Origin of the sequence: Sporosarcina ureae, assembly GCF_002101375.1 — a bacterium.
GTDB lineage: Bacteria > Bacillota > Bacilli > Bacillales_A > Planococcaceae > Sporosarcina > Sporosarcina ureae_B.
Genome location: NZ_CP015207.1, coordinates 3,076,650 through 3,090,568, shown reverse-complemented (window position 1 = coordinate 3,090,568; position 13,919 = coordinate 3,076,650). Strand labels below are relative to the sequence as shown.

Sequence of the window (13,919 nt, the reverse complement as noted above, 5' to 3'; positions counted from 1 at the left end):
GCGGGCAAAGCCCGCTTCTCAGTCTTATTAACGGCGTAAGCCAAGTGATGCAATAAGATCACGGTAACGTTGAACGTTAGTTTCACGTAGATATCTCAATAGACGACGACGTGTACCAACCATTTTGTACAAACCACGACGTGAGTGGTGATCTTTCTTGTGAGTACGTAAGTGGCCGTTCAGGTTATTGATCTCTTCAGTAAGGATAGCAATCTGAACATCAGCAGATCCAGTATCATTTTCATGAGTCTTGAACTCGTTGATCAATTCAGCTTTGCGCTCTTGTGTAATAGCCATCCTTTTCACCTCCTAAATAAAAGTATCCCCATCTCCCGAGCAAACGTTGGTGACTCGTGTTGCCAAGAAGAGGTTCGTGTATTGAACACTATTGTATCATATCACGGCATTATGTCAGTTGCAACAACCAACTAGTCGGTTAATAAGTCCTTAGCTGTTTGCTTGTCTTTTCCGATTTGTGTTTTTAATGCATCAAGTGAATCGAATTTTTGTTCAGAACGTATATGGTATAACCATTCAATTGCCATTTTTTGTCCGTAAAGATCCATATTGACGTCTAGCAGATGAACCTCTGCAGTAGGAATTCGGTGTTCTGGATCATGAAATGTTGGCTTTACGCCCATATTGCAGACGCCCCGGTACCATGTATCTCCTATTAGGCATCGCACGGCATACACACCACTAGCGGGAATTACGTGTTCTTCAGCAGTTTGGATATTAGCTGTCGGAAAACCTAACTGGCGGCCTCGTTTTTCTCCATGTATCACTTCACCCAATGTACGGAATGGACGACCGAGAAGCGCTGCTGCTGTTTCTACATCACCAGTAGATAGCAGTTGGCGAATTTCCGTCGAAGACACTTTGTTCTCTTGATCGAAAGTCACTTTAGAAATGACTGTTGTGCCAAAATCACCTTCCGATAGCTCTTGCATATCTTTCATCGTTCCAGAACCTTTTGAACCAAACGTAAAATCGAAGCCAGCAGTAACATGTTTGACACCGAGCCCTTTGATAAAGATGTCGATGAATCTTTGTGGTGAAAGACTAGCTAGTTCCCAATCAAAACTGACAATGAATAGCGTATCCACACCAAGAGATTCAAGTACTCTGACTTTTTCTTCAATCGGTGTAATATATCCAACGTTTTTCCCTGAAAACAACTGTGAGGGGTGGGGGTCGAATGTCATGACGGCTGTCTCGATCGATAAATCATCTGCAACTTTTTTTGCATTGCGAATGACTTCTTGATGTCCTCTATGTACACCATCAAAAAATCCAATAGCTAATGAAGAAGCAAGTTGTTGTGGAATATTTATCGAATCCGGATATCGTAATCTATAGATTTTCATTTCTATCTCTCCTTACTCACTAGCTAGTAGCATTTTTTCCGGTTTCATTAAACCCGGCTTTGTTGGATGATTTTGATAGATGGCCAACACACGACCTTCGAACATCATCATGATGGAAGGGTGATCTGTTAGTAGTGATACTGCGGGAAGCACTTGACCATTTCGTATAGATTCCAACGATGCCTCTTCGATTTCAAATTGCGGAAAATCAGTCAATACATCTTCGATTGGACGCAAAATCGTCTGCACTTGATCTAGCTCCATCATTTGTGCTACTTCTGCGAGAGTTTTACAATGTGATTCATCAAAATTTCCTGAAACAGTTCGGACTAACGAATCCATATGCGCTGGGTATCCAAGAAGTTCACCAATTTGCACAGCTAACGTCCGAATATAAGTTCCTTTACCACATCGTATTCTAATGGAAAATGTCACTTCTTCACCAGTGAATAGTTGATCTTCATTCAATAGATCAATTTGATAGATCTGTACTTTGCGAACTGGCCGTTCTACTTCAATGCCTTTTCGCGCATATTCATACAGCCGTCTGCCGTTTACTTTTACCGCTGAATACATGGGTGGAATTTGAGTGATTTCCCCTGTTAATTGCTCTAACGCCTCTTCAATTTGGTCCCTTGTTAATTCCTTGTATGTCAAATCACTTGTTACGGTCTCACCTTGCGCGTCTTCGGTTTCCGTAGAGCGACCTATAGAAACGGTCGCGATGTACTCCTTACCCGCATCTGTAATATATGAAGCGACTTTTGTGGCTCTTCCTATACAGATAGGCAAGACACCTTCCACTTCAGGATCTAACGTGCCTGTATGCCCCACCTTTTTCGTCCGTAATATCTTTCGAAGCTTAAAGACACAATCATGCGACGTCATACCTTTCTCTTTCCACAAAGGTAGAATACCGTTCATCTTACCCCTTCTTCCTAAATTCATTCAGAAAAACTTGCTCTATGTAAGAAGAGAGGAAGTCATACCGCCTAAGCGATTATGAACTTCCTCCTTTTGTTTATTGTTCGTTTTCGTCATTTACTTTGCGAATCAAGCTTTCAATCCGGTTACCGTAAGCGACTGATTCATCAATTTCGAATTCAAGTTCAGGTGTTTTGCGTAGGCGGATTCTTTGACCAATTTCTGATCGAATGAAACCTTTTGCTTTGGAAAGCCCAAGTAACGAATCTTCCTTTTCTTTATCCGTCCCTAGAACAGAAATAAAGATTTTCGCTTGTTGTAAATCTCCAGTTACATCAACACCAGTCACCGTCACAAATCCGATACGTGGATCCTTAAGTTTTTGGCCGATAATATCGCCCAATTCTTTCTTCATTTGCTCAGCTATACGATTAGCACGCACTGACATGGCAATTCACCTCGTTCTTTGCTCATAAGTAGTCTACTGTACACGCAGTCATTTCCCAATTAGGATTGGATTCAAACAGACGAATCGCTCGTCTCACTTCTCGTTCCGCAGCATCTTTGGAAGATGCCACGGCAACTAAAGCGAATGTAGTACGTTGCCATAAATCCTGATGATCAATTTCTGCAACAGATACATTATAGGAGTTTTTCACTCGATCCCTCATCTGATTCAAAACGGCTCGCTTGTCTTTTAAAGAAGCCGCTGCTGGGATGTAGAAAGAACATTCCGCGTAAACAATCATGCTCTTTTAATTTCTTCCATAACGTACGCTTCGATGATATCTCCTTCTTTGACATCATTGAATTTTTTAATTGTAATACCACATTCATAGCCTTTTGCAACTTCTTTTGCATCATCTTTGAAACGCTTCAATGTATCTAATTCGCCTTCAAAGACTACAATGTTATCGCGCAAAACACGAACGCCAGCGTCTCTTGTGATTTTACCATCGATTACATAGCTTCCTGCAATCGTTCCGATCTTAGATACTTTAAACGTTTCACGAACTTCTGCCTGACCTATTACTTTCTCTTCATACTCAGGATCCAGTAGGCCTGTCATAGCTGATTCGATTTCTTCAATTACTTTATAAATAACACGATGCAGACGAATGTCTACGCCTTCTGCTTCTGCGGCACGTTTTGCATTGGTATCTGGACGGACGTTAAATCCAATAACGATTGCGTTAGATGCAGCTGCCAAAGAAATATCGGACTCATTGATTGCCCCTGCACCCGTGTGGATAATTTTGACGTTAACGCCTTCTACTTCAATTTTCATAAGAGAAGAAGCCATTGCCTCGACCGCACCTTGTACGTCTGCTTTAACAATTAAGTTCAATTCTTTCATTTCGCCTTGTTTCATTTGATCAAACAAGTTATCAAGTGTTACACGTGTTTTCTCCACACGCTGTTCTTGAAGTGCTTCTCCAGCACGTGTTTCACCGATTTGACGAGCAGTTTTTTCATCTTTAAATACGACGAAACGATCTCCTGCAAATGGAACATCGCTCAATCCAGTTATTTCTACTGGAGTGGAAGGACCTGCTTCTTTTACACGACGACCAAGGTCACTGACCATGGCCCGAACGCGACCATACGTATTTCCAACAACGATTGGATCTCCTACATGCAATGTACCATTTTGTACAAGCAATGTAGCAACAGAGCCTTTTCCTTTATCGAGCTGCGCTTCAATTACAGTACCTCTAGCTCTAATGGAAGTATCAGCAGTAAATTCGCCCACTTCTGCAACTAATAGAACCATTTCTAGTAACTGATCAATTCCTTCACCTTTTAGTGCGGAAATTGGTACGAAAATCGTATCGCCGCCCCAATCTTCTGCCACTAAACCGTGTTCAGTCAATTCCTGCATTACACGATCAGGATTTGCAGACGGTTTATCCATTTTGTTAACAGCTACAATGATTGGAACTTCTGCCGCTTTCGCATGGTTAATTGCTTCAATTGTTTGTGGCATAACACCATCATCCGCTGCTACAACTAGGATTGTTAAGTCAGTAACTTTCGCACCACGTGCTCTCATCGTTGTAAAAGCTTCGTGACCTGGTGTATCTAGGAAAGTGATTTTCTTACCGTTAGCTGTAATTTGGTACGCTCCAATATGCTGAGTGATTCCACCCGCTTCACCTTGTGTTACTTTGGTGTTACGAATTGAGTCAAGCAATGTTGTTTTACCATGGTCAACGTGACCCATAATCGTGACAACTGGCGGTCTTTCCGTTAGTTCACCTGGTACTTCTTCTTCCTCTTCAGGATCTTCGAAGTAGATCTCCAAGTCTGTTACATCTATACGGATCTCTTCTTCAACTTCAACTTCGTATTCCGCACAAATTAGCTCGATTGCATCTTTATCTAATTCTTGGTTAATGGTTGCCATTACACCAAGCATGAATAACTTTTTGATGATCTCAGAAGGTTCTTTACCTAATTTTTTGGCCAACTCACCCACAGATAACGACTCATAAAAAGTAATTTTATCTGGTAGCGGCACTTCAACCTTTTGTGCAGGTACTGCCGGACGGTATCTACGACGTCCTTGGTTAATACCGCGTGCTGGTGGTCTACCACCGCGACCGCCGCCTGGACGTCCACCGCCGCCAGCTGGACGTGGTGAACCTGCACCTTGTCCTTGACGTGGTGGCTGAGTGCTTCCCGCTTTCGGAGCTGATGTAGATTGTCCTTGAGGACGTGTTGAAGCTGGACGATTCGATCCGCCTTGGCTACCAGCAGGACGGTTAGTCCCTTGTGTTGTAGCTGGTTTATTTGTATTGCTTGGACGATCCGTTCTTTGGCCTGCTGGTTTGCTCGCTGGCTTAACTGTAGTAGTTTTCACTTCAGGCTTTTTCAAATCACCGAACTTTTCATCTAATTTTGCAATTGAAACTGGATCTAATTCTTCCATATGGCTCTTAATCACAATATCACTCTTAAGTAATTCTGCAGCAAGATCTCTACTTGTTTTTCCTATTGATCTGGCATATTCATGTACTTTCATTTTCGTCATTAGCCCACCCCCGATTAAATTCATTGAGAAGCTCGGATAACTTTTTTGCGAATCCTTTATCTGTTAGTGCCAAGACGACTCGAGCTTCTTTTCCAATTGCATGCCCAAGTTCTTCACGACTTCCAAATACATACTTCTCAACGTTATACGTATTACATTTATTCGTTAATTTTTTCATTGTGTTCTTTGATGCATCACCTGATAGGATGACCAGATGCGCTTCACCTGAACGAACCGCCTGCACGACTAAATCTTCACCCGTTGCAATTTTACGTGCACGAGCCGCCATGCCAAGCAATTGATAAATTTTTGAAGGATCTTTTGTCATTTAATTGCCTCTCGACGAATTGCATGCAAAAGGTCTTCGTAGACTTCATCTGGTACTTTGACATTCAATTGATGTTCAATCGAGTGTTGTTTACGTGCTTTTTCTACGGCATCCTCCGTTTTGGAAACGTATGTACCGCGGCCTGACTTCTTTCCTGTCAAATCTACGGATACTTCGCCTTCTTTCGTACGGACAATTCGAATCATTTCTTTTTTAGGTAACATGTCACCAGTCGCTGCACATTTACGCAAAGGGATTTTCCGATTGTTCGACATCAGCATGCAATCCTTTCCAAATCAATCTTCTTTGTCTTCATCTGCGTATAAATCAAAATCTTCAGCTGATTCAGCTGGTGTTTCATCTTCATACTCGTAAGCTTCCAAGAACTCATCTGCACTAGCATCTGGCTCTTCTATTAGAACAGCTAGAGATTCTTCACGGGGATAGATCCCTAATTCTCTGGCATCCGTTTCACTTTTGATATCAATTTTCCAGCCTGTTAATTTAGCAGCCAATCTTGCATTCTGGCCTCTTTTCCCGATTGCCAATGAGAGTTGGTAATCGGGCACAACAACAGTAGTGGAACGTTCTTCTTCGTTCACTTGTACATCAATTACTTTTGAAGGGCTCAACGCATTTGCAACGAAGATTACCGGGTCTTCAGACCATTCTACGATATCTACCTTTTCGCCATTCAATTCATTTGAAATAGTTTGTACACGCGCACCTCTTGAACCGACACAAGAGCCTACAGGATCCACTTCTTCGTTTGTTGTGTAAACAGAAATTTTCGATCGATCGCCCGCTTCACGTGCAATCGATTTGATTTCTACTGTACCATCGTATATTTCAGGTACTTCCAGTTCAAATAAGCGCCGTAATAGGCCTGGATGAGTTCTAGAAACAAACACTTGCGGTCCGCGTGCTGTTCTTTCAACTTTGGTAATATATACTTTGATGCGATCGTGTGGTGCATATGATTCTGTTTGAATTTGTTCGCTTGACGGCAAAACCGCTTCCACTTTTCCTAATCCAACGAATAAGTTTTTCGGATCCATACGCTCTACGATTCCGTTGACGATATCTTCTTCGCGATCGATATACTCTTCATAGATCAAACCGCGTTCAGCTTCACGTACACGCTGCGTTACAACTTGCTTAGCAGTTTGAGCAGCAATTCGTCCAAAGTCACGCGGTGTGACTTCTTCTTCAACGACATCGGTTAGTTCATATACTGGATTGATGAGTTGTGCATCTTCCAATGAAATTTGTAACCGCTCGTCTTCCACTTCTTCAACTACGTCTTTACGTGAATAGACAGCCATTGTGCCTTTATTTAAGTTCAAATCCACACGCACGTTTTGTGCTTGGTTAAAATTTCGTTTGTACGCTGTTACAAGCGCCGCTTCAATTGCATCGACTATTACGTCTCTTGAAATACCTTTTTGCTGTTCAAGAGCTGTCAGTGCGTCGAGTAGCTCACTACTCATGTTCATCACTCCTACATTCCAATTATTGTTGCATTTGGTTCTTTGGCCACTAGCGCAAAGCTAGACAAAGTTTTGTTTTTACTTTAAAAGTCAATTGCTAATCGTGCGAGTGCAATTTTTGTTTTGTCAATTTCGACTAGTACTTTTCTCGTCTTGATCCGTATTTCCACTTTTGCATGGTCCGGTCCGTATCCAAGTAAATATCCCTCGAATTCTTTCATACCATCAATCGGTTCATACGTTTTGATGAATACGTATTGGCCCACGGCTTTTTCAAAATCTTCATCTTTTTTCAAAGGTCTTTCCGCCCCGGGAGAAGACACTTCAAGGAAGTAATTTTGCGGAATCGGGTCCACAAGGTCTAGCTCCTCGCTTAGTTTATTACTAACCGCCGCACATTGATCTATATCAATGTTGCCTTCTGGCGTATCAATGTAGACGCGTAGAAACCAATCGCGACCTTCTTTCAAGAACTCAACATCAACCAGTTCAAGACCCAATTCTTCTACGATCGGCCTTGCTAACTGTTCGACTTCCTCTATAATTTTACTCAAATGGTATCCCTCCCGAAATTCAAAATAACAACAGAAAAGAGCGGGAAGCCCCACTCTTTTCCGCAAGACGTATAGCAAAAGTTGTTTTAATCGTATCACAAGGCCTTTTACAATGCAACTGAAGCAACCGCCATAAGCCCATTAGAATAGGGATAGTTGGTTCGCTTCAGGCATTCCTTCCATGCAACCGAGGTTATCCAGATACTCTACAACCGTTTTAGATACCCGACCTCTCTTCTGGAAGTCTTCTTTCGATAAAAACTCCCCGTCTTTTCTCGCTTCAACGATCGTCTTCGCAACGTTAGTTCCTAGTGAAGGAATTGAGTTAAATGGCGGAATCAACTTATTGCCTTCAATAAGAAACTGGGTCGCATCAGATTTATAGAGATCAGGCTTCGCAAATGTATATCCTCGCTCAACCATTTCCAATGCTATTTCCAAAACCACTACTAAGCTCTTCTCTTTTGGAAGGGCATCCAATCCTTTGGCGTTGATCTCTTTGACTTTCGCCCGAATACTTGCAGAACCTTTACACATCGTCACCAAATCAAAGTCGGTCGCTCGAACGGTGAAGTACGTAGCATAATACATGATTGGGTGATGAACTTTGAAGTACGCGATTCGCAATGCCATTAATACATATGCCGCAGCGTGGGCTTTAGGGAACATGTACTTGATTTTTTTACATGATCCGATATACCATCCCGGCACTTTATTCTCTTTCATCGCTTCTTCAAATTCAGGAGTCAGCCCTTTCCCTTTTCGCACAGATTCCATAATCTTAAATGCAAGTGAAGGTTCAAGCCCCTGATAGATTAAATAAACCATAATATCATCACGACAACCGATCACTTCCGATAGTTGACATGTTTTATTCTGGATTAACTCCTGTGCATTACCAAGCCAAACGTCAGTACCGTGAGATAGACCGGATATCTGTATCAATTCTGAGAATGTAGATGGTTTCGTCTCTTCTAACATCTGTCGAACAAATCGTGTGCCGAATTCGGGCACTCCAAGAGTTCCTGTTTTACAGTCAATTTGTTCTTCTGTGACGCCAAGTGAAGACGTCCCACTAAACAATTCCATAACCCCTTTATCGTCAGGCGGTATAGTCATCGCATCGATGCCTGATAAGTCTTCCAACATTTTGATCATCGTTGGATCATCATGGCCTAGAATATCTAGTTTCAACAGATTATTATCAATGGAGTGGAAATCAAAGTGCGTTGTTTTCCAGCTAGATTCAAGATCATTCGCTGGGAATTGAATCGGTGTGAAATCATAGATGTCCATTGTATCCGGCACAACAATGATGCCACCCGGGTGTTGTCCTGTATTTCGCTTAACGCCTGAGCAACCTTGAACAAGCCGGTCAATTTCTGCACCACGCATTTGGATATCATTGTCATTCATATACCCTCGCACATATCCATATGCAGTTTTTTCAGCTACCGTACCTATTGTTCCAGCACGAAACACATAATCTTCGCCAAATAACTCTTTTGTATAGTTGTGTGCATGTGCTTGATACTCACCACTGAAGTTCAAATCGATGTCAGGAACCTTGTCTCCCGCAAACCCAAGGAAGGTTTCAAACGGGATATCCTGACCATCTTTTTTAAACATCGTCTGGCAATTCGGGCATTCTTTATCCGGCAAATCATATCCTGAACCAACTGAACCATCATCAAAAAATTCATATTTTTTACATGACGGACAAACGTAATGTGGCGCCAACGGATTCACTTCTGTGATTTCCATCATAGTTGCAACAAATGAGGAGCCGACAGATCCCCGCGAACCGACCAAATAGCCGTCATCTAATGATTTTTTAACCAGTTTATGCGAAATGAGATAAATAACTGAGAAGCCATTATCAATAATAGACGTTAATTCTTTTATGATTCGCGCTTCAACGATCTCTGGCAATTTTTCACCGTATATTTGATGTGCCATTGAATACGTCAGATCACGCACTTCATCTTCCGCACCTTCAATTGTTGGTGTATACAGATCATCTTTGATCGGTTTCACTTCACCTATACGTTCTACGATTTTCAATGGATTGTCTACTACAATTTCTTTTGCTACATCTTCACCTAAAAACTCAAATTCTTTCAACATTTCATCTGTCGTACGGAAATGAACTTCCGGTAAGGAGTGCCGATTCAACGGATTTGCTCCACCTTGTGAACGAACAAGAACTTTTCGGTAGGTTGAATCCGTCTCATCTAGATAATGTACATTCCCCGTTGCACAAACTGGTAAGCCCGTTTTCTTCCCAAGCTTGATCATCTTGCGCATAATATCCTCGAGGTTCCACTCATCTCGAATTAAATCGAGTTCGAGTAAATGCGAGTAGACAGGCTTTGGATGAAGTTCCAAGTAATCATAAAAGCTTGCGATTTCTTCTACTTCCTCCATCGGCTTTTGCATTAACCCTTCGAATACTTCCCCTTTGTCGCAACCTGAACCGACGATTATTCCCTTACGATACTTCACGAGTAACGAACGTGGTATACGGGGCACGCGATAGAAAAAGTCCATATGCGAAATAGATACTAGTTTAAATAGATTTTTCAACCCTTCATCATCTGTAGCAAGCAAAGTGCAGTGTGAGGGTCGTGAGCGCTTATAGGCATCTCCTTCCCCAATATTCTTATTGAGGTCATCAAGCCACATGATCCCTTTTTCTTGCGCTTCTGAAAGTAGGCGTAGAAATAGATAAGCAGTAGCTTCTGTATCATAAATGGCACGGTGATGTTGTGTTAATTCAATATCGAACTTTTTAGCCAATGTGTTCAAACGGTGATTTCGCAGTTCAGGATACAGGAAACGAGAAAGTTCCAATGTATCGATGACTGGATAAGCGATGGTTTCTATTTTCGCCCGCTTACATGAAGCATAAAAGAAGCCCATATCAAACGATGCATTATGTGCAATTAACACCGCATCTCCGATAAACTCTATAAATTCCGCCATGACGTCTTCAACTTCTGGTGCATTCTCTACCATATCATCTGTAATGCCTGTCAAGTTTGTCGTCACGGACGACAATGGGTGATGCGGATTGGCAAAGCGTTCAAATCGATCAACGATTTCTCCATCTTTCACTCGGACAGCTGCAAGCTCGATGATCGTGTCGTACACAGCTGATAAGCCTGTCGTCTCAACGTCGAATACAACGTATGTATCCGTTTCAAGCATACGGTGTTGCTCTTCATAGACAATCGGTACACCATCATCCACCAGATTGATTTCTAAACCAAACAACACTTTGATACCATGTTTTTTACCAGCATTATAAGCATCGGGGAAAGACTGAACGTTCGCATGATCTGTAATCGCAATCGCTGGATGTCCCCACTTAGCTGCTTGTGCCACTAATGCCGGAGCTGAAACGACTGCATCCATTTGACTCATGGAAGTGTGCGCATGTAATTCTACACGTTTTTGTCCGTCAGGTGCTTTGTCTTTTCGTTCAATAGTGGGAATAACGGCAATATCTTGTGCCATCATGATTAAGTCCCGTACGAATGTATCGTTCTGTATACCACCGCGAGCTCGTACCCACATACCCTTTTTAAAGGATTTCATAATTTCTGCATCTTCATTATCACGCGAAAACATTTTGACTAAGATTGAATCGGTGTAGTCTGTTACTTTTAGTGTCAATAATGAACGACCACTTCGCAACTCTCGTACTTCTGCATCAAATACAAACCCTTCAATAATTAAACGTCTTTCTTCATCTTGTATTTCATGAATAGGAATAATTGGCTCATTTGCTTTGATCGGCGTACCAAGCGATAACACCCTATCGGAATCTCCCTGCTCGCTTTTCATCGTTTCACGTTGTTGCAACTGATGATACGCCTGCTTGGATAACAGGTCTTCTTCTTGTTGCTTTTGCGAAAGAAATTGCTGCCGTTCTTTTTCCGCATTATCGTTTTCAATAATCGAAACATCGAACATATACTTCGGAAAACCGAATTGCTGATAGAGTGTTGATAATATATCTACGTATTTATTTTTTAATGTTTGACACTCCAAATCGCTTGAGCAAGTAAGCAATAACTTCTCACCGTGTATCTTGGGCCTTTGTTCCACTAAGCATTGACGTATTGGAGGAGATATGTCCGCTAGCTCCTCTACAATAAATGGCCAATAATCTATTATTAATTGTTCATTCACTTCATTTTTTCTAACGTCCATTTCAAGATGGACATTCGCTATAGCAGCGAACGTTTCATGAACACGTTGTTGCATAATTTGAAAAACCTCAATAGGTAACACTTCATCGAGTGTTATATTGAATTTCCACACTCTCGTTTTCTTCTGTACGGTTACACGATTCAACTCACCGTTTTGAAAATAGGTCATGAACTGATCATCTGTCAGTCCGGTCTGTTGCAGCAAAGTTAAAAACTTTTGGGCGGCATCCATATAAAATTCCTCCATTCTATCGCGAAAAGAAGGGAAGTTCCGTTAACGGACTCCCCTTCTTGGATTAATCTGCACTAAAGAAGGATTGTAGCTTTTCCAACACTTCTTCCTTTTGCCAATCTATTGATTCGCCACTATGGCGGTACATGACCTCCACAACACCTTCACTTGCTCGTTTACCGATTATAATACGGACTGGTAAACCAATCAAGTCAGCGTCAGCGAATTTCACACCCGCACGTTCGGCACGATCGTCATACAACACATCGTATCGATAAGACTCTAGAACCGCATATAACTCATCCGCGAGCTGTGTTTGCACTTCATCTTTGACATTCGTTGTAATCAAATGAATATCAAATGGTGCTAAATGCTTCGGCCACTTCAATCCTGTTTCATCATTGAATTGCTCGGCAATTGTAGCCAGTAAACGAGAGATACCCAGACTATAACTTCCCATAATAAAAGGCTTTTTTCTGCCATTTTCATTGAGGAATGTTCCTTTCATCTGCTCACTGAAGACGGTGCCTAATTTACGGAGATGTCCTATCCCTATTCCTTCAGTGAATTTAATCGTACCCATTCCGTCAGGAGAACTGTCCCCTTCTTGAACGAAACGGATATCTACATAATCATCAATAGCAAAATCGCGTTCCGGGTTGACATTCAATAAGTGATAATCGTCAATATTCGCGCCCGCCACTACGTTCACCATTGCTTTGATTGCATGATCTGCATATACCCTTACACCTATCGGTAATTTCACAGGACCAATCGAACCGGCATGACAGCCTAGCAATTCTTCAATCTGTTGTTCTGTTGCCAGCTCCATATGTTTCACATGTAAAAATCGCTTCAATTTATATTCATTGACGCTATGATCGCCTCGACAAATCACCATAATAAAATCATGGTCCACTTTATACACCAATGATTTGATTACACGCTCCGGACTAACTGATAAAAATGAAGTGAGATCTTCAATCGTTCGTTGATTCGGAGTGGAGACTTTTATCATCTCTAACTGCTTTTCATCGGACGGCTCATAATCAACATGTACTTCAGCAAATTCCATATTCGCAGCATAAGAAGAACTATCGCTATATGCTATCCGATCTTCCCCGTTGTCGGTCAATGCTATGAACTCATGTGAACCTGTTCCACCATCCGATATAACCATGCGGAAATGCATACCAAGACGAGTTAGCATATTAGTGTAGGCCTGCATGACTTCTAAATACTTTTCATCCAAGCTCTCTTGCGTTGAATGGAATGAATAGGCATCTTTTCTTATGAATTCTCTGCTATGGAGTAAACCCGCACGCGGCTTTATTTCATCACGGAATTTGGTTTTGATTTGAAAAATTGTTAATGGTAACTTTTTATACGATCGAACTTCATCACGCAGTAAATCAATGATTGCTTCCTCATCGCTTGAGCTCAATGCCAATTGATTGGTCTGTCTATCAGCAACATGGAACATTTCCTTACCGTAAGAATCCCACCGTTCGGTTTCCTTAAGAATACTTGAGCTTTGCAGCGACGGCATAGAAATTTCTATGCCTTCAACAGCTTCCATTTCTTCACGAATAATCGTTTCGATTTTCCTAAGAACTCTTTGTGCAAGAGTTAAATATGTGTAAACACCATTGGCATTCTGACGGATATAACCTGCTCGCAGCAATAACTGATGCGAACGCATCTCTATATCGGATGGATTTTCACGCATTGTGGGTATAAACGTTTTCGATTGTTTCATCATATACTTCCACC

Annotated in this window: 12 protein-coding genes; all 12 read right to left on the bottom strand. The window is 41.7% G+C overall.

Going from position 1 to position 13,919, the window contains the following annotated elements; genetic code table 11:
• Positions 1-27: 27 nt before the first annotated feature.
• The 12 genes from rpsO to SporoP8_RS15050 all read right to left on the bottom strand — a co-directional run bounded on the left by rpsO (position 28) and on the right by SporoP8_RS15050 (position 13,905).
• Complete coding sequence (rpsO, locus tag SporoP8_RS15105) at positions 28-297, bottom strand: 30S ribosomal protein S15 (protein WP_029053162.1); 270 nt, start codon at positions 295-297, stop codon at positions 28-30.
• A 131-nt stretch (positions 298-428) separates the two neighbouring features.
• Positions 429-1,367: a bifunctional riboflavin kinase/FAD synthetase gene (locus SporoP8_RS15100; protein ID WP_085133274.1), complete on the bottom strand. Its 939-nt coding sequence runs from the start codon at positions 1,365-1,367 to the stop codon at positions 429-431.
• Between the two features lie 12 nt (positions 1,368-1,379).
• Positions 1,380-2,291 (bottom strand): tRNA pseudouridine(55) synthase TruB, encoded by a 912-nt coding sequence (truB, locus tag SporoP8_RS15095; protein WP_085133273.1) that lies wholly within the window; start codon positions 2,289-2,291, stop codon positions 1,380-1,382.
• A 97-nt stretch (positions 2,292-2,388) separates the two neighbouring features.
• The gene (gene rbfA / locus SporoP8_RS15090; RefSeq protein ID WP_085133272.1) at positions 2,389-2,739 is read right to left on the bottom strand and encodes a 30S ribosome-binding factor RbfA; all 351 of its coding nucleotides are present in this window, start codon (positions 2,737-2,739) and stop codon (positions 2,389-2,391) included.
• Between the two features lie 22 nt (positions 2,740-2,761).
• Complete coding sequence (locus SporoP8_RS15085) at positions 2,762-3,040, bottom strand: DUF503 domain-containing protein (protein ID WP_085133271.1); 279 nt, start codon at positions 3,038-3,040, stop codon at positions 2,762-2,764.
• Complete coding sequence (gene infB, locus SporoP8_RS15080) at positions 3,037-5,325, bottom strand: translation initiation factor IF-2 (RefSeq protein ID WP_085133270.1); 2,289 nt, start codon at positions 5,323-5,325, stop codon at positions 3,037-3,039. The genes SporoP8_RS15085 and infB overlap by 4 nt, the downstream gene beginning before the upstream one ends.
• Positions 5,303-5,653, bottom strand: coding sequence for a YlxQ family RNA-binding protein (locus tag SporoP8_RS15075; RefSeq protein WP_085133269.1), 351 nt, complete (start codon positions 5,651-5,653; stop codon positions 5,303-5,305). Before SporoP8_RS15075 ends, infB begins: the two co-directional genes overlap by 23 nt.
• A complete protein-coding gene (gene rnpM / locus SporoP8_RS15070; protein WP_085133690.1) occupies positions 5,650-5,928 on the bottom strand; it encodes an RNase P modulator RnpM in 279 nt (92 codons plus the stop codon). The genes SporoP8_RS15075 and rnpM overlap by 4 nt, the downstream gene beginning before the upstream one ends.
• 21 nt (positions 5,929-5,949) lie before the next feature.
• Positions 5,950-7,143, bottom strand: a complete 1,194-nt coding sequence (gene nusA / locus SporoP8_RS15065) for a transcription termination factor NusA (RefSeq protein ID WP_085133268.1) — start codon at positions 7,141-7,143, stop codon at positions 5,950-5,952.
• 83 nt (positions 7,144-7,226) lie between these two features.
• Positions 7,227-7,697 carry a ribosome maturation factor RimP gene (gene rimP / locus SporoP8_RS15060; protein ID WP_085133267.1) on the bottom strand — a complete coding sequence of 157 codons (471 nt, stop codon included), beginning with the start codon at positions 7,695-7,697 and terminating at the stop codon, positions 7,227-7,229.
• A gap of 141 nt (positions 7,698-7,838) precedes the next feature.
• A complete protein-coding gene (locus tag SporoP8_RS15055) occupies positions 7,839-12,161 on the bottom strand; it encodes a PolC-type DNA polymerase III (protein WP_085133266.1) in 4,323 nt (1,440 codons plus the stop codon).
• A 49-nt stretch (positions 12,162-12,210) separates the two neighbouring features.
• A complete protein-coding gene (locus SporoP8_RS15050) occupies positions 12,211-13,905 on the bottom strand; it encodes a proline--tRNA ligase (RefSeq protein WP_085133688.1) in 1,695 nt (564 codons plus the stop codon).
• Between the last annotated feature and the right edge of the window lie 14 nt (positions 13,906-13,919).

Bases quoted from the DNA above. Each gene is read 5' to 3' on its own strand.
- SporoP8_RS15050 (WP_085133688.1), bottom strand. From the start codon at position 13,905: ATGAAACAATCGAAAACGTTTATACCCACAATGCGTGAAAATCCATCC.
- SporoP8_RS15055 (WP_085133266.1), bottom strand. From the start codon at position 12,161: ATGGAGGAATTTTATATGGATGCCGCCCAAAAGTTTTTAACTTTGCTG.
- rbfA (WP_085133272.1), bottom strand. From the start codon at position 2,739: ATGTCAGTGCGTGCTAATCGTATAGCTGAGCAAATGAAGAAAGAATTG.
- rnpM (WP_085133690.1), bottom strand. From the start codon at position 5,928: ATGTCGAACAATCGGAAAATCCCTTTGCGTAAATGTGCAGCGACTGGT.
- infB (WP_085133270.1), bottom strand. From the start codon at position 5,325: ATGACGAAAATGAAAGTACATGAATATGCCAGATCAATAGGAAAAACA.
- SporoP8_RS15100 (WP_085133274.1), bottom strand. From the start codon at position 1,367: ATGAAAATCTATAGATTACGATATCCGGATTCGATAAATATTCCACAA.
- SporoP8_RS15085 (WP_085133271.1), bottom strand. From the start codon at position 3,040: ATGATTGTTTACGCGGAATGTTCTTTCTACATCCCAGCAGCGGCTTCT.
- rpsO (WP_029053162.1), bottom strand. From the start codon at position 297: ATGGCTATTACACAAGAGCGCAAAGCTGAATTGATCAACGAGTTCAAG.
- SporoP8_RS15075 (WP_085133269.1), bottom strand. From the start codon at position 5,653: ATGACAAAAGATCCTTCAAAAATTTATCAATTGCTTGGCATGGCGGCT.
- nusA (WP_085133268.1), bottom strand. From the start codon at position 7,143: ATGAGTAGTGAGCTACTCGACGCACTGACAGCTCTTGAACAGCAAAAA.
- truB (WP_085133273.1), bottom strand. From the start codon at position 2,291: ATGAACGGTATTCTACCTTTGTGGAAAGAGAAAGGTATGACGTCGCAT.